Genomic DNA, 20,277 nt, shown 5'->3' on the forward strand with positions numbered 1-20,277 from the left:
CCTTCTCCCTTTCTCCCCTTCTCCCTCTCTTCTTTGCTACATTCCAACCTTCAACTCCGAACTACACTCTCTTCCCCTCTCCCTCTCTCCCCCTCATTCCCAATAGACACTTTAAATGCGTAGCAGCTTAATGGGCAGTTGACGCCTCACTTGCTTGAGAACCGCTATATACATAGCAAGTGTACTGTGTTAATGCTAGCGTCTCACGGGGCAGGGTAATCGCGCAGTGAGCCAGAGACCTACCGTTTCCCTAGTTCCTGAATCCAAACCCATAATTGCCACCAAATTCAGTCCAACTCCCAGTTGGTTTTTTTGGAATTTCCTCTCTCCTTCTTTTTCCTACCTATCGGTAGTAAGAGAGAAAAGATTCATTCTTAGAGTGACCAATGCCTCCCAATTATATCAACCTTCTTTCCCAACTAATAGCCAGACATGATTTTCACCCAAATAACTTTCCAGAAGCAAGCCATTTGCAGCCAACTGCAACAGCCGATTTGTGTGAGTTTTTAGGCGAAGAGGTTATTTATCATACAATCGCTACTGCTACAACTCCTAAGCTCTACAAAATTCCTCAAGACTTGCCGCCTTCAATAATTTCTGCTTTGCACCGCCAAGGCATTGAACAGCTTTATTCGCACCAAATTAAAACACTCAAAGCCGTGCGCCAGGGCAAAGATGTCATCCTCAGCACAGCAACAGCTTCTGGCAAATCTTTAAGTGCGTACTTGCCTATTTTAGAGGGCATTCTCCAACATCAATTTACGGCACTCTCTATTTATGGCTTGAAAGCTTTAACAGCCGACCAAAGTCAAAAACTTGCCGATTTGCTCCAACTGATTCCTGAGCCTGCGCGCCCGCGCCTTGCCCTTCTAACTGGGGATACTCCTCCCAAAACCCGAGAACAATTATTAGCTGCAAACCCTAGCATAATCAGCGCAACACCAGAATTAATTCACTATGCGCTGAAAGGCGTTCACTGGAGTCAGCCTTGGCAGCATTTTTTAAGTCGCCTCCGCTATATTGTCCTAGATGAAGCTCACACTTTTAACGGAGTTTACGGAGCTAACATGGCTAGCTTAATTCGCCGATTAAAATTGGCAGTAGACGAGCGCGGAGGTTCTTCTCAAAAACTGCAATTCCTGATATTGAGTGCTACCGTTGGCAATCCCGTTAAATTAGCAAAGTTACTATCTGGTAGAAGTCGAAAGCGAAATATCAATAAACCCGAGCGGTTAGTTTGGATTAACTCTAGCGGAGCTGCTGTCCCAGAACGGCAATTAATTGTTACTAAACCGACTCATGATGCTAATTCCGATGTTGCTCGCATCATTATGTTTTTGTTGCAGCAAGGGCAAAGTGGAATTTGCTTCGGTAACGGCAGACAAGCAATTAAGAACTTGTGGGCAACTTTTAAGCAAGAAGCTGTAACTCAAACTAACTCGGGAATTGAGTCGCAAGTAGCAATTTTCTACGGCAGTTTAACAAGCGAGCGCCGCATGGAAATTATTAACTCTTTGCAGTCAGGAACAGTTAAGTGTATCCTCAGCACTAGCGCTCTCGAAGCGGGAATTGATTTGCCTCAACTTGATTTTGCTATTATTAGGGGATGGCCGGGAAGCTTGCAAGCTTTCAGGCAGAGGGCTGGCCGGGCTGGTCGCGCAAACTCCGGTTTAATTGTCTTCATTCCTATTGCACAATCACCTTTGGATAACTATTTTGCCGAGCGCCCTGAATTGTTGCTGTCCGCCGAATCTGAATTGGTGAGCTTTAATGCCAATTATCCCATAGATATTGCCAAACATTTGATGTGCGCGGCTGTCGAAACAGGCATTCCTGCCAATAAGCTCAAGCACTACTTTGGCAAGAGCGCTCCTCAAATTGCAACGGCTTTAATTGAGCAAGGTGTTCTTCACAGAAGCCGGGATAAATTATGGGCTAAGGGCTTTCCCCATAAAGATGTAAACTTTCGAGGGGGAACGGGTTCTAGCACGATACAACTGGTGGATGCGGAGACTCAAGAAGAGATTGAACTCCTCAGTGCGGAGATTGCTTATCGAGAGGTATTTCCTGGTGCTATTTACCGCACGCAAAACTCAGACGGCTGTTTGGTGACTTATACTTCGCGCTCGCTCTTGAATGGCAAAGCTATTTTGCAAAACACCCCTGAAACTCGACTGTTTACTGTAGCGATTAGCCACACTGATACCAGCCTCAAGCAGAATTTGAGTTTGCCTCAACAAATCCCGTTGGTTATTCCAGAAGTTGAAGGAAATGTTCAAACCAATTCAACGGATAGTAAGACAATTCCAGCTCAAGCTATTCTGGAACTGGTTTGGGGAGAAATTAGCCAACTCGTCACTGGTTATCAATTATTCACTCGCAATTACGAGTTAACTTGTCTCAATAGAAAGTGTGTCAATTACAGAGAGCATTTACCAAAATGTACTGCCTGTCCTGTTTGTGGCAAGAGAACTCGCTCTGCTGAGCTAACATCGGTTCTTAATGAGGTAAACTTTGAGCAACCTTACGAAATAAAATTTGCGACTCCTGTACTGCAAATTAGTTTTAATTCCCCGGTTGAATGTTATCTGCAACAGGTAGTAACAGCTACTCGCCAGGAATTGCTTCAATCTCAACAGCAGATGGAGCCCGGATATCAGCAGTTGTGGGAGTACCCCGCGAATTTGTTGGCTATTCACAGTTTCGGCCATCAAATTTTAGCAGCTTTACCTCTGACTATTTTGGCTTCACCTAATGATGTGAATTTTCTGGTAGAGAAGAGAGGTGCAAATGACTATGCAGGACTCTTTTACGATTTAGCAGAAGGAGGTTCGGGAACCTCGGAAGCTATTTTTCGTTCTCTCCCTCAATTAGCTCATGCGGCTGCTGAGTTAGCCCGCAGTTGTTCTTGCAGTTCTGGCTGTCCTAAATGTTTGATTCAGTCGGGATGCCCTGATGGTAACAAAGCTTTACTCAAGCAGGTGGGGCTGCTGCTGTGCGAAGCATTTTCAACTCCTCAAATATCAAAATAATTGGTGGAATAGACGGCTGAGAAATGGGAATGGGGAGAGAGAAATAGGGAAAATGGGAGTGGGGAATAGAGTGTAGCTTTTTTCAAACAAAAAAGCTACGCTCTATTCCCAATTTGTTTTTACTGTTTTCATTAAACAAGACGCTGCTTGCATCAACATAGAATTGTGCGAACCGCTACTGCGGTTTTTAGGGGTGCATTTTTCAGACTTGTACTCATGAAAAACAAGCTTGTCTTGCCAATCATTGACTCCAAAATTAGAGAGTCAACGCTGTTACATTTCAGAAATCAACCCTATAAACAAAAGAAAAAGCAAGCTTTAATCCCCAACCTCAAACGAGATTTAAAGCCGGGCTGGCTTTTAACAATTCTCGCACAAATAGACCGATGTTTATGGGGAAGGTGGGATTATTGGGCTTTGTGTCAAGCTGTCCCCGCTCATGCCTGGATGCGGTGGAAGATGGAGCCCATGCTAGCCATTCTGGAGAACAGAAAACCAGAAATTTTACCCAAATTTGTAATTGAGGAAACTTTGCCAGCAGAACCGATTCCCCAAATCGAATGGCAGCATTCTCCTACCGCAGAAGCCATGCTAGATAACACTCTCAATTGCATTCCTCAACATGGAGAATGGAAAACTTGGTCAGCTTGGGACTATTTGGAGTTTTTCTTGGACTGGGTTTTGTTCGCATTCGGACATCCAGCTTACAACATTTTACCCAAAGAGCCCGCCGGCTGTGAAGGTGCATCAATGCGTCTTTATCAGATGTTTGACCTGTCAATTCTTATGCTGTATCCTGAAGATTACATGGGCCGGCTGCTACCCCAAATTTGCGGAAAGACTGCTCAAAAAAGTTCTGGGTTTTATCCGACACCCTTAGCTTTGTGTCAGTTCATATCTAAGTTAGTCAGTGGTGATAAAACAGAGCGAATTTCCAGCTTCAATGAACCTGCGTGCGGTACGGGTGCTTTAATGTTAACACAGTCGAATTACTGTCTGAGCGGTATCGGTCAAGATATAGACCCTACTCTGTTAAAATGCGCTTTGTTTCAGTTTTATATGTTTTCACCTTGGCTGGCTGTTCCGATTTGGTGGTTGGGTCAAACTGATTTGCTCCTTGGCAATACTTTAAGTAGCGATAGACCTCAATCAATAAACGCTGCTTACTGGTATAATGAGTGGTTTGAGCCAGTCGAGTCCCAGGCTGAAAATCATACTGATTGTCGTGTCGAACATGAAATAAGTTCAGGAGAAAGCTCAGAAGTTATTGACTTGAATGAGAAGACATCAATTCACTCAAATCCAGTAATTCAAGAAGTTGTTAAGGGCAAACGCCGATCCAGAAAGACGACAACATCTCCTCACCAATTTACGCTGTTTAATTTGGATGATTTCTAACCCAATACGTACCTAATTCTCACTTGTGGCGGCGAGCGTAATGTTATGAGTAGGCTGGACTTCAGAAGCAAAACTGATTGTAGAAACTGCTGCTTTGAGGACTTGTTCCGCCCAATCTGCTACAGCCAGACCTTGAGTTTTAGCCGCATCTTGCATCTGGGCTTGCAGGTGTATCGGGAGCTGTAGAGTTAAGGTAAAAGTATCTCGTTGGGCTCGTCTTGCCTTTTTGACTAACTCTGGCTCGATCCATCGATCGAGCCACAATTTACATTTAGATCCCCGTTCGTTACCATCTTTCTCAATAAAGCTTAGTTTGCCTAGCTTGTGGCAATAAAAACTGTGAGGGTCGTCTTGAACAGGCTCAAAACTGCAATGATAGCAATTCCAGCAGCTTCGGCATTGAGTTTCTGACTGACTGGATGTTGCTCCCAATCCCTCAGCATTCTCTTGAGTGGCTGCTGAAATTTCACGGTTTGACGGATGATTGGCTGTTTGAGTTCGTTGGTTTTTGGAACTGCTCTCGTTGTTAGACTTATTCCTCGAAATTTTTTTCTGGTGTTCTTCAACAACTTGGGCAACGTGAAAAGCCGTAAGTTTGCCGTTCGGAGCAGTAGAAACGGCTTGGGCCCAAGCTCTAGGCTGCTCTTGGGAGGGTAGTGCTGTTAGAGGGCGAACTTGGCGCTCATTGGCGGGAAGGATTTGTGCGCCATGGCGCACATTTTCATAGACGGTTGCCGCCTCGATCAATTGGTAAGCCCAACGACGAGACATTTCCCACCGATTAGTGCAATAGTCTTCAAAAGTCGAGAAGTCTTGTCGGTAGAGGCGGCGATCCCGGATTTGGCGCAAAGCTTGCCCTATTTCCCAGAAAGCTTTCAAGCTCCGTTCGACTTTCGCTTCCAAACTGCTTAATTCTAATGCTTCAGCATCAGTGAGCGTACTGCTGTGGGCAGACAAATCTTTAGCGTCGGCTTTGTTTAGGTGGCAGTCCTGTGCAACTCTCGCAGTGAGTTCAGCGCTGCGAACAACAGAGAAGTTATGTGCATCAGAACCGCGAACTGTGTTGGAGGATGACATTGATGTTCCGTCCGTCTTGCGCGGTGCAAGATTAAGTATTGCATAATGCAAGGGTAGTTGCGTAATCGATTAAGGCTTTGATTGCTCAAATTTTGTAGAAAGGGCGTAAAATAGCGAAAAAGTATCGGCTTCAACGCAGCAGAAAGTAAAATAGTGTACGGTAAAAGCATTAGTTGACATCCTCCGAGTGCGTTCGCGCGCGGGGATTCCCAAGACCACTCTTTGGGCTTCCTCTTTCCACTACTCGGCTTACACTCGGAGGAGTCTCCTCAGCCCAACTCTTGTCGGTGTCTCGCAAGGGCGTTAGTTCCCGTGTGCCCCAGGACTTTAAACCTAAATTTTCGGTAAGCAATTGTGACTGTTAGCTCTGTATCTTCTCTTATACTCGATCGCCAAAAACGGCTGACTCAGTTGATCGAGCTGCTGCTGAAAGAAGGCTGGACTCAAAGCGCTTTAGCGTCCGCTATCGGAGTAGATTTTTCAACCGTATATCGGTGGTTAAAAGGGAAAACGATACCCGAATCCGATTCTAAGAACTTTCGGCAACTGGCAAAGTTAAGCGGTGGCAGTACCAAGACTCTGCAACTTTATTTGGATGGAGAAATATCCCTATCAGTTTATCAACGCGGTTTGGATGAGGTGGCGATCGGTCAAGTGAGTGACAGCAAGAGGATAGGCTCTGAAAAAATTAAAAAAGAAGTTTTAGCAAAGATTTATTCCCTCGATCCAGATGATATTGCCGATATCATTTCTTCATCAGTAGCATTTTTAGCCAAACTTGTATAATTAGGTAACAAGCAGCCTACACCCTCACGGTTTTCGGTTGAGAAGCCGGAAAAGTCAGCGTCTCATTCTCCATTCCCCCCTGACTTCTGGCGATCGCCGCTATTGCTCAGTCTTTTATGCTCTGAGCAATGTACCTCCTTACTCTATCCGACCTCAATCAAACTATTCATACTAGCCCACTACAAGAGCCACCTCTTGTTCCTTCCTATCTGCAAGAACGCTTGCAACTGCTTGTCAAGCAAATTTTAATGGGATTACCTGTCGAGCCAATTCTCAACAGTCACCCCCAGTTCCAGCAGTGGGTTTTCCAACTCAAAGAACTATCGCCATCACTGTTTTTACCGCAGCGAAAACTGTTTGTTGACATTCCACTTCAAACAAAACTAGACCGAGCAAAAAGGGGAGTGACAGAAGAAAATTCTTCCCCTTCTCCTCCATTTAAAGTGATACAAGTCCGTGCAAATGTGGGTCTAGTCAAAGGAACGCCCAAACTATTTGAGTGGGCGATTCGCCATCCTGTACTGACTTGGCAAGACCGAGTTAAGTTATGGGTAGCTGCCGAATTTTTCGAGATCGAGCCTCACAAGCTGCAACTGATTATTTTGGCACTGCACCCGACTCAACCTGCAGAAAAAGTTCTGTTTGCCTGGGACAGCAAGCAACACCGACAAACTCAAAATTGGCTTTTGACTACCATTGAACGAGAGAGAGAACAAACAGTTATCAAGCTCAATGGTCATCTAACACCTCAACCGAAGGAAGTAGCAACAGCTATTAATTTGGATGAAGTCAATTTGGATGAAATCAATTTGGATGAAGTCAACGAAGTGTCGATCTAATCTGTTCAGACTGTGTATAGCTCTTCTGGATTTGTGGTGGGAACGGTAGTGTGAGCCTCTCGCCCGGGCTTTTCGGGCCGCATCACTAGAATTTTTATGATCACCTAAAACTCGGGAGAACCGACTTTATTACCATCCTCCTATCGAGAGACATCCACCTTCCGAAGAAATTGCCCAAAAATCAATACTTTTCTTCTCTCCATAGGAGGATGACACTCTTTAATATGAGGAAAAACAATAGACTATGGATAAAATGTAGTAGGAATCTTAGCCGTGACTGCAACTACCGCCACCCAACCAAAAACAAGCCAACTAAAAACCATCCTGATAGTTGAAGATGACCCGATGATGCAGCTCGGTCTACAGCATATCCTCAATAACCAACCCCATTTAACAGTTGTCGCACAAGCTGTTAACGGCAACGAAGCCGTCAGTGCTGCACTGCAACACCAACCAGACATCGTGCTGATGGACATTGACTTACCCGGAATCGACGGTATTGCAGCCGCGCAGCAAATCAGAGCCGCACTGCCGCATACTCGCATCCTGATGCTCACCCACCACAGCAATCCAACTCAGGTAATGGCGGCTTTGTCAAGCGGCGCTCACGGCTACTGCGTTAAAGGCACTAACGCAGAACAACTTCTAGCAGCGATTACGACTGTGCAAGAAGGTGGCAGTTACCTAGACCCTAAGATTGCCGACTGCGTGCTGCAAAATCTCAAAACGCCACTGCCCGATAGCTATGCGAATGACGACATCAAGCTGACAGAACGGGAAATGCAGGTTTTGCAGCAGCTAGTTGAGGGTAAAAGCAATAAACAAATCGCTGCTCAACTAGGAATGAGCGTCCACACCGCCAAAGGTCATGTAGAGATGATTATAGCTAAATTTGAAGCGAGCGATCGCACCCATGCTGCCGTTAAAGCACTGCGTTTGGGGCTGGTTTAGCCGTTGGAATGCAGCTTCTAATTGTTCTAAAAAAAGTGGTTTTTGAGGCGTAGCTATCGCGTAGCAAATTATAACAGCTTGTCAATCTTCAAACTTTGGCAAGGTCAACCAAAACCTCGCTCCTTTTCCCAATTCGCTATCAACGCCAATTTCTCCGCCGTGAGCCTCAACAATTTGCCTGCAAATGTAAAGTCCCAATCCCCATCCTTGCCTTAAACTAACTCCAACTCCCCTCGTATAAGGCTCGAATAATCTTGCACATTGCTGAGGAGAAATTCCTGCCCCATTGTCTGCAACCGTACAGCGAACCATCTCACCTTCCTTTTTAGCTTCTACAGTCAAAATAAACCCAGACTGATTGTATTTAACAGCATTATCGATCAGATTGCCAAACACCCGCCATAGCTGCTGGGCATCAGCATTGACTAAAGGCAAATTTGCTGCAAAAAGCTGCTTAACCTTGACTCGATGCTGGTTGAGAATTGGTAATCTTTCAATAAGAATATTTTGGACTAAAGTGGGCAGCGACAGCGGCTTCATGGCTAAAGAAGCACTTTTCACATCAAACTGTTGTGTTGCTGTTAGTGACTCAATCAACTGGAGTTGGCGCGAACAACTTTGCACCATAACCTCCACAGTTCGCCTATCAATAACAATGTTGCTGCCAGCATCATTGAGGCGACTTCGCAGCAGTAGCGACATTCCTGATAGAGGCGATCGCAAATCGTGCGAAACAGCGTGCAACAGCATTCTTAAATTGGTTTCTGCTTGCTGTCTTTCTTGAATTTCCTGGCTGAGTTGAACATTTTGTGCAGCCAATTGCACGTTAGCGCAGCGAAGTTGCTGCTGCAAGCGCTGCATTTTAAGTTGGGCAGATACCCGCGCTAACACTTCAACAGGCTCAAAAGGTTTTATAATGTAGTCAGCACCGCCCGCCTCAAACCCTTTTACTTTGTCAAATACGTCATCTAAAGCGCTGATAAAAATTATAGGGATATCACAAGTAGCTTCAGATGCTTTAAGTTGACGGCAGACTTCATAACCATCCATACCGGGCATTTTTATGTCTAGCAAAATCAAGTCTGGCGCTTGCAACTCTACTGCTTTTAAAGCTCGCTCTCCACTAATCAACTTCCTGACTTTGTAACCGTTTTCAATTAGCAATTGAGAGAGTAGTTGAATGTTAGCGGGAATATCGTCAACAATCAAAATGTCAGCCAAAAATTGTTTAGTTTGCTCCATCATCTATCGCCACCAAAGGACAGAGTTTTGAGTTTTTTCCGAATATTGCCAACCGCTATTTTCTCAGCCGCGCTGTTCGCACCAGCAGCATTAACAGGCGACTCAACATCAGCCACAGTCACGGGTTCTTCTGGATCGTTCGGATGTGGCAGCAATGCCCGAGCGAATCGAATCCGCTGATCCAGCTCTTCATCTATATTGAGCAGTTTACCCGTCTGCTGCTCTACTGACAAAGCTTTCGCCCGCCTTTCAAGCTGCGGTCTGATGCTGCTGTCCCACAGTTGTTCAGACTCTTTAGCTCGCTTTATGTCGCCGGGCCGCACCGGAATCTTGAGAGGGTAGGGAAATAAAGCTTCCGTCCCCGTTGCGTAGGCCGGTGAAGTGATGACGCACTTGCCTTGAGGAAACCTGAGAATTTCGTCAGGACTAATCAGCGGTTTCTTTTGCAACTGTTCGCTCCAGTTGACAGAACGGCTCGTTTGCTGCCCCGTCGAGCTGCCGGTCGATCGATTTTTTACCAGCACTTCCACTTCCCCGTACCGCTTAGAATATTTCTCGGCTGTCTCAAAATCGCCAGGGTTGAAGAGGACATGAGTTGACAGAGCACTGGCGATCGCAGCCCCTTTTTTGTCCCCATAGAGATTATAGAGTTGATTGAGCGATTGAATACCAACAATCGGCACGCCGCCAGCAGAACGATATTCGTTAGCCCACTGATCCATTCTGTCGAACTTGAGAGACGGAAACTCGTCTAAGCAGTACAAAAATGGGTCAGAACGTACCCGACTCAAATTAGACACCACACATAAGTGAATAGCAGCAGCTAACAGCGGCCCCACTACAGTGCGCCTTTGGTCATCTAATTTGAAAATAATGCACTTTTTGCCTTCTAAAGCAATTGGAATGGTGCTGCGACCAATAAATGCCCGCAACAAATCTTTTTGAATGAAACTGGAGTAGGTAGCCTCTGCGGTGGCCTTGATGCCCGCCACTGTTTTTTCAGCATCTTTTGAACTTAATAACTGCGAAAAACTAGAGGCAATCCACCTGTCCATTTTGAGGGGATGACCGTCGGGTCGGTGAACGGCGTGGTCGATGCGCTTGACCAAATCTGGCAGTTGAATAATTGCGTACACAAAAGCTAAATCCGGGTAAGGACTGCTTTTTGCCAACTGCACTAAACCCTTCGCCATCAACTCGCCTGCTTTCTCAAAAAACTCATTGCTTTTACTCTCCCCCGGACTAGCATTTCGAGCAATAACTTGTCCAATTTCTGCTGCCATTACTGCATCTTGTGCATCTCTCATAAAATCCAGAGGATTGATAGTACCGCTGTAAGCTTCCCCTGGCGCAAACACTTGCACATCGTAGCCATAGCGCACTGCAAGGGGTGCAAGCACTTTCATCTGGTCTCCTTTTTTGTCGTAAATAATGGCAGGAAAACCTTGCTGGAATGCACTTTCAACCATCCGGTCAATGACGCTGAATGTTTTGCCAGAACCCGGAGCACCAATGACTAAAGTTCCGCGTTCTGCGTGGGGAAACCAAACCGTCGGATTTGCACCTAATAGCGTTTGCAATCGAGCACTCAATCCCTGACAACCTTTAAACCAATAAGTCGGCGTACCGCTCCACAAAGTAACGGGCTGCCGTTTTTTTTCTTTCATTTGCTTGAGGGCAGAGCCTGTGGCTGCCAATTTTTCAGCCGTCCCGCAGAGCCGCCCGGAGGTAACTTTACCCTTCCCGTTTCCAACTAATTTGGAAGCAATAAGTAAGCCTGCCATTAGCCCTAACATTGCCAGTCCCTCTGGCTTCATAAACTGACCCAACAACCCGCCAAAATCTATGCTAGTTAACGAACGTTTAGGAGGTTGAACTGCCATTGGTATCAAGGTAGCTTTGTTAATTTTAGGCAAAAATTGCAAATTGTTCATTTTTTTTACCTCTTAAAAAACTAAATGTTTCCGATAGCGGCTATCGCCTCAAGGGGGAGACCATGACAAAAATAGGTAAACAATGGTAAGAAGCAATAACGCGAAATCTCCAAGTAAGACAGTACAGAATTCTAGTGGAAAGTCCAACACGCAAAAGAACAAGAGTGCTGATTATTACGAGATAGATCCGGAGCTATTCAACAGTGATTACAACCAAACTCGCAAGCCCTCTTTGCCCTATGGAATCGTGATTAACGATAACCCAGCAGGTATTTTGCTCCCGAACGACCAGCTTGTCAAAGCGGAATGGCACGTAATGCCTAATGTTGAGGAATTGACAACGGTCGAACTAAGCGAAGAAGTGACAGGCTTACTGCTCCCAAAAGCGAGAATGTTGGTATTAGCTTTTGTGCCTGAGTACATCCGCTACAAAGATATTGAAGAAAATGGAGAATTAGCAGGTAGTTTTATTGGGCTTTACGACGAATATCGCGATTCCCTCGATAAAAAGACGCAGGAAGTGTGTTCCGAACACGCTCTCATCTTTCTAAATCCCAAAAACCAACCCCTGCATCAGGTACCGATTGTCGTCCGCTTCAAGAATGTAGCCCTCTGGAGCTTTAAGAGCGCTAGAGAAGAATTTTACCGCAATTTGGAACGGGCATTTGCTGATTGCTTTGGGAGAGATTACAGCGGTAAAAATGACAAGTGGCGCTCTTTGGGAGTGTTGAATGTCGAGTTTAGAGCTATCAAAGAAGGCGAAGGCAAAAATAAATCGTTTTGCTGCAAAACTCACAGCATTACTCAGCCAACTGATGCTAATTTTCACAAGCTATTTCTCGGTCAAAAACCACAAAAGAAATTGATTTGGGGACTGCACAATAACATTGCTGGTTTCATTGAGGCTAGCGATGCCGGGTTGCCAGCTATAGCTGCTGGTGCCGAACCTGAAGTCCAGGCGTTGCCAGAAAGCCTAACTAACCGCAAAGGTCGAGGTAAATTGTCGCCCCCTCGCAAAATTGCACAAGTTGAAGGAGGAACCGACTCAGAATTAGAGGAGTTAGATGAATTGTCGGAAGCTGCTGAGGTTGAGGTTGAAGTTGAGGTTGATTCAGAAGAAGATTTTGACTTCGATGAACCCGCAGACTACTAAACACTAACTACTGAAAAGCTGGCTGTAAGCAAGTTGATAGGTAAGGCCGTCGTAGCAAAATTGAAGCTGGCGGTGGCCTTCTTTGGAAAGCTGATTCACTCCTAGACAAGGCAAACCCTCGTGCGAAGAACTGTCAGCCTTAAACAAAGGAGTTTTCGGCGGTTTATGGGGGTCGAGATAAGCTGTAAATACTTCTGTTGGCATTTGACTTGAATCATTAGGAATTAAGTAGCCAACATAAAGGCAGCCTTTTGTGCCGCACAGAGCGGAATTATTGAAATCATAAAGGTTCAGCCGCCCTACTGATCCCTTAACTTGCCACACTCCCATTCTTTTAATCGCTTCCGCCGCTGCACTTTGCCCAGCCGCTACTTTGAGTTCTGGAAGGCTGCTGTGTTCCTTTACGATAAGGGTTAAAGTTTCTTTTGGAGTGACTCGCAAAGCTTGTTGCCAAGAAGCTGGTGCGGTTGTTGCTGAACTAGAATTCGTGCAAGCAACTGTCCCCAATAATAGCGACAGGGCGGTAAAAACTGTCAAACCAATGCGAAACCAGTAACCAAGTTGATTTAACCAAACCGGGGGGTTGACAATCTTTTGGGTACCTGCTGTTTGTTGCTTAACTCTATTTTGTTTAACCATTTCTTACTCCACTCCTACAAAATACAAGAAAAAACCGGACACTAAAGCCGAAGAAAAAGACAATAAAAGAGAGATTGTTTTGCTGAACTAAGCTGTTGTATGTCTAAATCTTACAGTCAATTTTTATGACTTCCTTCGGGGAATACAAAACGACTCTAGAATTTATATCCTGAACAGCTTAGAAGTCATATCTAATCAGTTGACATCGGAATTATTATCTCTCTCTTCTCTTTCTCTGTGTCCTCTGTGCCCTCTGTGGTTTAATCATTACGATAAAACACAAATTGATATCAATGCCATAAAATCATCAAGGGTTTCAGCCATTAAAAACATCCTGCTTGCGGAGAAAGTTATTAGAGTTGTTAATACATTGCTTTTCCACCTCCTCTTTCCCCTGGTTCAATGGGAGAGTGCAGCCGTGCCAAAACTAATTGCTAGTCCCAAACCGATTAGAATCATAAAAAGTTGCTGCTTTCGCTTGTAAAAAAGTCGAATTAAAAACCACATTCCCATCAAAAAAGAGCTAATGAACAGCGCAACCTTAATACTCCCACTAGCATTTAAAGTAATGCCGGAGCCGACCGAGTTGCTGATGCCATTGCTGTCACCAGAATTAGCTTGGCAATTGTCGCTGGTATTGTGGTTATAAAGCTCTCGAACTTTTTCCCCGTACTGTTTGAGAGAGTAGCCACCTAAAATGTTGGAATAGCTGGCATCAATTTTACTGCCAGAACCCCCAAAGTGTTTTTGCGCTACTCGCTCAATTAAGCGATCGCCCTTGAACACCTGCCCAGTTTTAGGGTCAATTTCCTGTTGGCTGCTGACTAAGTTCTCAGCTAGAGAATTTTGCAAGACTTTATCCTGAACAGCAGGAGGAAAATATTGGAAGAGTTCCTCTCTTGTAGGTTTTTGGCCTTTGTTGACGTTCAGGATAAAGTTAGCCCCCCCTGGAATTGAGCTGACAGCACGCTGCACGTCTTCCCGGTAACTCATCAACTGATAGCGACCGATCGCCCGCCCGCAGTTGCGAGATCCTTCGGTACAAACGATCTCGCCAATGGCTTCGTAGTCGGCACTGGCTGCATTTTCCAAATTGGCGATTCCTTCGGAAAGCTTTGCTAACGCCTCCCCTAATGAAGCTACATCCACACCGTTAACGTAAGTTGCGGGGCGCGCGCACTCTCGCTTGGATTCAGGTAGAGGCTGAGTTGGTAAAGGGTTTTCTTTAGTTTGATTTGAACTCAGCGGCTTTGAAGGTTTTGTTTCAGAGGCAACGCCTTTGGAACGCGAAATATTGTTAGAAGAACCGCCCTCTAATCGACCGACAAACATAGGTGAATTAACGCTGTAACTGAGAAACGGAACCGGACCAATAATGTAAGGCGATTTGCCGCAGGGCAAACTAAACCTGAAGTACAGGGCCGTGTCAACAGTATCGCTGGTTTCTGACGGTTCCATTACCACTACTTTAAACACTTCCCCAAAAGGATGCCGGCCCGTCGGTTCCCAACCGGTCAAACAGCCAGAACCACCTCGCACTTCCTGATATTTGCCGCTAATCCACTGCTTGCCTTCTAGTGGCCCTGTGGCGCGGCGACCGGCGTTTTCCATGTCGTCGAGTTCGATATAAGCGCAATCTTTCTCGCAGGCTACCGCAAATCCTTCTACATCAGAACCAGAAATTGTGTTATTGCGTTTGCTTTCGTACCGACTGTAAATCATGTCAATTCGCATGATTGTGCTGCCAATAGACGCAATAGGAACCGGAAAATTAGAAAGCGGGACTTGACTCAGCAGCGGAATATTGCTGATGAGTTCCTCTGACCAGCCAGAGAACTGTTCTAAATTTACGTTGTTAAGGTTGGGAATTTGGGCGAGCGCAAACTCAGATAGGTCAATTTGGTTAAGTTTTGCCTGCGCTAGTTGTGGTACTTGTTTTACAGCTTGACCAATTGGTAATTGGTTGATGTTAGGGTTCACTCCGGCTATTTGAGAAGATAAAGAAGCAATTGGAGGAACATCGCTTAATTGAAATTGGCTAAGATTCGGAACAATTTCAGCCAAGTGACCGACAGTTTGCTTACCAGCTAAGGGAAACGCGGACAAGCTGATATTCTCTAAATTGATATCCCCTAGTGCTAATTGTTCAATTGCTTGCAAAGACAGAATTTCAGGTTTTACATCGTTAATGTCCCCCAGCTTCAAGATGTTGTCAACAGTAGTGTCGGCTTGCCAGCTTCGACCGCCAGAACTTCCAGAACTAGCAACGGCGGGCAGGGAACTAAATGTAATCTGGCTCCAATCTGGCAGCAAAACTCTAGATTGTTCTTTCTCCCAAATTTTAGTAGGTAAGGAACTAGCACTAGCAATTGATGGAAAGCTTAAGAAAGTAATGCAGATGAAAGCAAAAATTAGGCAGAGTGTACTGGCAGCTATTAAAGCCGAGCCTACCTGGCTTAATTTTATTAACTGCTTTGGACTGTTCATGGGAATCCTATTGATGTCAACTAAAATTAGGTAAAAAAAACTGCTCTATTCTTTCTAATTTGGAAACACTTTCAACTGTTTTTAAAACATTACGAAAAATAGAGCAGTATTGCATGCAGAAATTACCCATCAGCTAAATCCCTCTCCCCCCAGGGCAAACGCATCTAAATTGCCGGGAGAATAGTAGTAGTGTTTTGAGGAATAGCCACCGCTATCGGCAGTCAAATCTCTTTTCAATAAACTACAGCTATCGAGAATAGTCGCAACAAGCACGGTAAAATTCCCGCTTGTTGACATGATGCGTTTGCCCTGCCTCTCCCCCTCTCTCCCCCTCGCCCTCTCTACCTTTCTCCCTCTTTTCCTCTCCATTTTAGGAATTACCCAAAAACCCGGTTTTTCTATGTAATTCCGTCATTTTAGGTTGAGGATGAGAACGAGAAACTGGGTTTTTTAGGTTGATGCGTCCAGGACTGCATTTCTTTATCTTCGCTTTTTCTTTAATCAAGCTCCAGCTCAAGCTGTGGATTCGGGCGGACTGCTGAATCTGTCCAAGGAGTATCTGCTAGGTTGGACAAGTCATACACATTTTCTTGGTAAGCGTTGTCAAAATTACCTTGGCGAACTTCTTTAGATGACGAGTAACCGACAGTCAAATCGGGTGCCGATTCGTAACCGGAGTTGTTATAGCCGGAATTAGGTTCAATCGAAGCATTGTGCATGGTTTTTCTTAGTTTATGTGGTCAACAAGTCCAATTTAAATCGCATCGAGTTCCTGCAACTTCATTCCTGTGAGCGATTTCGTTCAGTAAAAATTACCCCCTCTAAATGGAGGGGGCAGCTTTATGAAGGTTGCCTAACGGCTCTCAGCACTAGGCAATTCTAGGAAGTCGAGAAAAATGTTTTTTAAGAGAGAGTAGGAACTAAAAGCTAAAGAATACCCATGCTTAAGAGAGGGGATATGATGCAGGTTGGGGTCCGTTCAAAGCTACCAAATTACTTCTGCATTTTTTATTAATTGTTCAATAACTCTAAGCAAATCACTTGGTTTGGTGCGAGAACACCTCCGACTTTTATTACTTGCAGCTCTCCGCTTTCGTCGGGATATTGTGCTTTAACTTGGGCAATTGCTGCATCTAAACTAGATGCCTGAGCAATATACACCTTCTCAAGAGCACTTAGTACCCAAATAGGTTTGGGCCACTTATGTCGAGGTTGGAGAATTGAATAGTGAATCACTTGACCAGTGTACTGAACAATTTGCTCGATCGCAGTTTCCGAACAAAACTCACCCAATTCTGACTCAATACATTGTTTGAGTTCTTTCGCAGGAATTTGCTCAACAACTGATTCTAAGAGCATTAATGCTGGTCTTGTCTGCTCTAATTGAGTGTGTTCCTGCACGACTAATGACTCTACGAAGTGACTCACCTGGTTGATGATTGAGTCAAAATCTAGCTCCATCAATAAATGACCTAAATACTCCCTTAACAAATTTCTTAGCTTTTCATCAGAGATATTCATACCGCAGGTTTTCAGATAAACTGAAGGTTTATTACCCAAATCCCGACCGCAGCCAACTTCTCCATTAGCTGCATCTTCTGCTTCTATCAGTTCCATCAAGCGCGGATAACTGGTTGTATCATCTATTGTGGATTGGGGCTGGGAGGGAATTGAGTTACTCATAAAAAAGCTCGGTAAGTGGGAAACTCAGTTACATTATAGTCATAATCTTTCAATTTAAATTCCAACAAGATTTTCCCATCCACCTTTCTCTAAAATTTTTGGTTCTTCATTAGCTAGTATGCTAAACTAACAATCAAACGGCCAAGTAAGCAAACACCTAACTCGGAAGTCTTCAAAGTGGTAGTGCTCAAGATGTAATGATATAGAAGAGTTTGTTCCCTTTTTATCTGCCCATCCCTACTTGCCCAATCTGTACATCTTCCCAAACCGTCAAAAACGGTCGCATCCACAACGGTAAACAGCGATTTAAGTGTCATGAGTGTAGGTGACAATTTGTGGAGCATTCCCAAAAGAAGGTCGTTGACCCAGCAACCCGAGAATTGATACACCGCTTGTTGCTCGAACGCCTCTCCCTAGCTGGAATTGCTCGGGCTGTACAAGTGTTTGAGCAATGGCTGCAAACCTACGTGAACCACAAATATGCAAACGTGTCCCGAAACGTGCAAGTGACACCCAAAAAAAGGGGAGGCTGACGATGCAGTGCGACGAATTATGGTTTTTTGTGGACAACAAAGGCAATAAATAATGGTTTTGGTTGGTGCTCGATGTAGACACCCGTGAGATTGTCGGTGTTTATATTGGGCCTGCCCGAGGAAGCTGCAACCAAGCTTTGTGGAATTCCTTACCTCCGGTCTACCGCCAGTGTGCAGTGGCTTACACCGACTTCTGGACAGCCTACGCGGCTGTGGTACGCCCGCAAACGCCATCAAGCGGTGGGAAAAGAAACGGGTTTGACCCGCTACATTGAACGATTAACAATACCTTGCGACAGCGGGTTTTTCGCACTAAGCGAAAAACCTGGTCGAATTCCTACGTCTTTAGAGAATCACATTAGTGTCATTTGGTATTTCATCCATCATCAATAGTCCGGACAGTTTTTATATAGCCCAATAGCTTATGCTCGCTTGACTTCGCAGCCCCTGTGGATAATTAAATCAATGTCAGCTTCACCCCTGACTTACATTTAATTCGACTTTTTTATGCTCCTTGCCCCGTAAAGCTTGTAGTATCGTTCCAAAAACTGTCCGGAGTATTGCATCATTACAACGCATCATTACTTGTGTAGCAATACCCTGAAAATTCCCACCCCAGAAGGTGCAAAAAGACTTACTGCGATAATTGCTCCATCATTTGACGTAGTTCCTCTTTACACTCTCTGGCAACCTGAATGCAGCCAATACTAGCGATCGCTCCTCCTGCTGTTGTCAATGAAGCGGCTGGGATTTTTTCTAGATAAAGCAGACCAACACCAGCTAGGGTAATGAGTGCAGAACCTGCGGTGACGGCAAGGGCTAGATTGTAGCTATGGTGGGCTTGACGCAACAGTTCTCGCAGAACTGCTTCTTTTAGGTTGCTGCAGTCACCCGTAAAATCTGACTCTGTTGTGAATGCGGCTTGTTGAGTTGGTTTGACATCCATTGGTTTTGTCCTCATTGAATCCCGATATCACGATACTGAGGTAAAAGGACTGGTTTCATCTAGGGCGAATAGGTTGTAGTGGTTGTGCTGCCTGCCCCACAGAGTAGGGCAGATGGGTAGATATTCAAAACCTATCTGCCCTACTCTGCAGAATCTGAGGTTGGTTATAGTTTGATTACCTGGTATAAGAAAAAATTCCATGCTTCAATCTGACAAAGTTCAATCGAGTGAGAAAGGAAAGTGTACCCTGAAACGGGCATACGAAGAAGCAAAATTAACTCAAGACTCACTAGCGCACAAAGCAAACGTTTCTGTTGATACGGTGAAGCGTCTTCTAGGTACGAAACATTGCCCAAAGGGAGTTGAGCGATTGGCAGTAATCAATATTGCAAAGGAGTTAGGACTCAAGCCAACGGATATTGTTGCGCCTAAAGATTGGTATCCGCAGCAGCAGTTGCCAGAAGAGTTTGAAGCGCTGATTGGGGAGAAGACGCGATCGTTCTGTGGGCGGCAGTTTGTTTTTGATGCGTTTGAGCAGTTTCTCGAAAAGCAGCCCAAAGGGTACTTTACAGTAGTCGGAGAGGCAGGGATGGGGAAAAGCGCTCTCGCTGCAAAGTACGTCTCTGAACACTATGCCATCTGCTATTTCAATGTGCTGGCGGAGCGACGCAATCGACCGGAACTTTTTCTAGAAAGTATTCGGGGGCAACTGATTCGCCGTTACCAGTTGCAGGGTGCCGAGAAGGCAAATTTAGCAACACTATTAGAAAAGGTAAGCCAAAAGCTTCCGTTTGGCGAGCGATTGGTGATTGTGGTAGATGCCTTGGACGAGGTGGAACAGGAACTTGGGGAAAACCTGTTGCATTTGCCGGTGGTACTACCCGATCGCGTTTACTTCCTGTTGACTCGCCGCCCTTATAGTCTAGACAAGAAGCGCTTGACGGTTTCGCCAGGGATTCCAGTAGAGGAGTTGGATTTAACAACGCCGAAGTACGAGGGTTCCAATTACGCAGATGTGAAGGCGTATATTCACCTGATGCTCGATCGGGAGTTAACTCATCAAGCTAGCCTGCGAAAGTGGGTTGAGGCGCGTAACCTGCGGGAAGAGGAGTTTGTAGAGCAGGTGTCAGCAAAGAGCGAGAACAATTTTATGTATCTGCGGTACGTGTTGCCAGCCATTGCGGAGGGAATTTATGATGACTTGACACTCAAGAAACTTCCCCAGGGGCTTCAAGGATATTACCAAACCCATTGGGAACGAATGGGAATGAATGAAGGTGCCCAAGAAACAATGGTAATCGTGTTATTCATTTTGGTGGAAGTGGGTACGCCAATTCCTTGCGAAATGGTAGCAGCAATTTCTGGGGAAGAAGAGTATAAGGTGGATCACATTTTAGAGAAGAAGTGGCGTGAGTTTTTACAGAAGCAAATCCTTGAGGAAGAAGTTTTCTACAGCATCTACCATGCCAGTTTTCTTGATTTCTTAAAAACAAAATGGGAATTGAAGCCAACCCGAAAATTGTTTCAGGATGTAAATCAACGGATTGTAAATTATATAGAACAGGAGATTGCCTGAA

16 protein-coding genes and 1 pseudogene are annotated in these 20,277 nt (G+C 45.0%); 8 read left to right on the plus strand and 9 right to left on the minus strand.

Features of this window, described 5'->3' with window-relative positions:
* Positions 1–386: 386 nt before the first annotated feature.
* Positions 387–3,032: a DEAD/DEAH box helicase gene (locus QUA07_RS02935; RefSeq protein WP_333322529.1), complete on the plus strand. Its 2,646-nt coding sequence runs from the start codon at positions 387–389 to the stop codon at positions 3,030–3,032.
* 216 nt (positions 3,033–3,248) lie between these two features.
* Positions 3,249–4,430 carry a hypothetical protein gene (locus QUA07_RS02940; RefSeq protein WP_333322533.1) on the plus strand — a complete coding sequence of 394 codons (1,182 nt, stop codon included), beginning with the start codon at positions 3,249–3,251 and terminating at the stop codon, positions 4,428–4,430.
* A gap of 12 nt (positions 4,431–4,442) precedes the next feature.
* On the opposite strand, the gene QUA07_RS02945 is transcribed toward QUA07_RS02940, so the two are convergent.
* Positions 4,443–5,507, minus strand: a complete 1,065-nt coding sequence (locus QUA07_RS02945) for a hypothetical protein (protein WP_333322535.1) — start codon at positions 5,505–5,507, stop codon at positions 4,443–4,445.
* A 354-nt stretch (positions 5,508–5,861) separates the two neighbouring features.
* Here QUA07_RS02945 and QUA07_RS02950 point away from each other — a divergent pair, with 354 nt between their 5' ends.
* From QUA07_RS02950 to QUA07_RS02960, 3 genes are all read left to right on the plus strand, one after another.
* Positions 5,862–6,293: a helix-turn-helix transcriptional regulator gene (locus QUA07_RS02950; RefSeq protein WP_333322537.1), complete on the plus strand. Its 432-nt coding sequence runs from the start codon at positions 5,862–5,864 to the stop codon at positions 6,291–6,293.
* 128 nt (positions 6,294–6,421) lie between these two features.
* On the plus strand, positions 6,422–7,132 hold the full coding sequence (locus QUA07_RS02955) for a hypothetical protein (protein WP_333322539.1): 711 nt from the start codon (positions 6,422–6,424) through the stop codon (positions 7,130–7,132).
* Positions 7,133–7,405: 273 nt separating this feature from the next.
* Complete coding sequence (locus tag QUA07_RS02960; protein WP_333322541.1) at positions 7,406–8,083, plus strand: response regulator transcription factor; 678 nt, start codon at positions 7,406–7,408, stop codon at positions 8,081–8,083.
* Positions 8,084–8,164: 81 nt separating this feature from the next.
* On the opposite strand, the gene QUA07_RS02965 is transcribed toward QUA07_RS02960, so the two are convergent.
* Positions 8,165–9,328 carry a hybrid sensor histidine kinase/response regulator gene (locus QUA07_RS02965; RefSeq protein WP_333322543.1) on the minus strand — a complete coding sequence of 388 codons (1,164 nt, stop codon included), beginning with the start codon at positions 9,326–9,328 and terminating at the stop codon, positions 8,165–8,167.
* A complete protein-coding gene (locus QUA07_RS02970) occupies positions 9,325–11,259 on the minus strand; it encodes a type IV secretion system DNA-binding domain-containing protein (protein WP_333322545.1) in 1,935 nt (644 codons plus the stop codon). The genes QUA07_RS02965 and QUA07_RS02970 overlap by 4 nt, the downstream gene beginning before the upstream one ends.
* Before the next feature lie 82 nt (positions 11,260–11,341).
* Here QUA07_RS02970 and QUA07_RS02975 point away from each other — a divergent pair, with 82 nt between their 5' ends.
* Positions 11,342–12,412, plus strand: a complete 1,071-nt coding sequence (locus QUA07_RS02975; RefSeq protein ID WP_333322547.1) for a DUF5895 domain-containing protein — start codon at positions 11,342–11,344, stop codon at positions 12,410–12,412.
* A gap of 3 nt (positions 12,413–12,415) precedes the next feature.
* On the opposite strand, the gene QUA07_RS02980 is transcribed toward QUA07_RS02975, so the two are convergent.
* The 5 genes from QUA07_RS02980 to QUA07_RS03000 all read right to left on the minus strand — a co-directional run bounded on the left by QUA07_RS02980 (position 12,416) and on the right by QUA07_RS03000 (position 17,221).
* Positions 12,416–13,051 (minus strand): hypothetical protein, encoded by a 636-nt coding sequence (locus QUA07_RS02980; RefSeq protein WP_333322549.1) that lies wholly within the window; start codon positions 13,049–13,051, stop codon positions 12,416–12,418.
* A gap of 399 nt (positions 13,052–13,450) precedes the next feature.
* On the minus strand, positions 13,451–15,538 hold the full coding sequence (locus QUA07_RS02985; protein WP_333322551.1) for a hypothetical protein: 2,088 nt from the start codon (positions 15,536–15,538) through the stop codon (positions 13,451–13,453).
* A 129-nt stretch (positions 15,539–15,667) separates the two neighbouring features.
* Positions 15,668–15,811, minus strand: a complete 144-nt coding sequence (locus tag QUA07_RS02990) for a hypothetical protein (protein WP_333322553.1) — start codon at positions 15,809–15,811, stop codon at positions 15,668–15,670.
* 224 nt (positions 15,812–16,035) lie between these two features.
* A complete protein-coding gene (locus tag QUA07_RS02995; protein WP_333265992.1) occupies positions 16,036–16,257 on the minus strand; it encodes a hypothetical protein in 222 nt (73 codons plus the stop codon).
* A gap of 292 nt (positions 16,258–16,549) precedes the next feature.
* Positions 16,550–17,221, minus strand: coding sequence for a hypothetical protein (locus QUA07_RS03000; RefSeq protein ID WP_333322555.1), 672 nt, complete (start codon positions 17,219–17,221; stop codon positions 16,550–16,552).
* Positions 17,222–17,454: 233 nt separating this feature from the next.
* On the opposite strand from QUA07_RS03000, the pseudogene QUA07_RS03005 reads away from it, so the two are divergent.
* A pseudogene (locus tag QUA07_RS03005) lies at positions 17,455–18,147 on the plus strand (IS1 family transposase).
* Between the two features lie 241 nt (positions 18,148–18,388).
* On the opposite strand, the gene QUA07_RS03010 reads toward QUA07_RS03005, so the two are convergent.
* The gene (locus QUA07_RS03010; RefSeq protein ID WP_333322558.1) at positions 18,389–18,700 is read right to left on the minus strand and encodes a TRADD-N-associated membrane domain-containing protein; all 312 of its coding nucleotides are present in this window, start codon (positions 18,698–18,700) and stop codon (positions 18,389–18,391) included.
* A 199-nt stretch (positions 18,701–18,899) separates the two neighbouring features.
* On the opposite strand from QUA07_RS03010, the gene QUA07_RS03015 reads away from it, so the two are divergent.
* Entirely contained in the window at positions 18,900–20,276 is a 1,377-nt protein-coding gene (locus QUA07_RS03015; RefSeq protein ID WP_333322560.1) for an XRE family transcriptional regulator, read from the plus strand.
* The last annotated feature ends 1 nt before the right edge of the window (position 20,277 follow it).

It is taken from the genome of Microcoleus sp. T3_A4, from assembly GCF_036700465.1.
Classification (GTDB): Bacteria; Cyanobacteriota; Cyanobacteriia; order Cyanobacteriales; family Microcoleaceae; genus Microcoleus.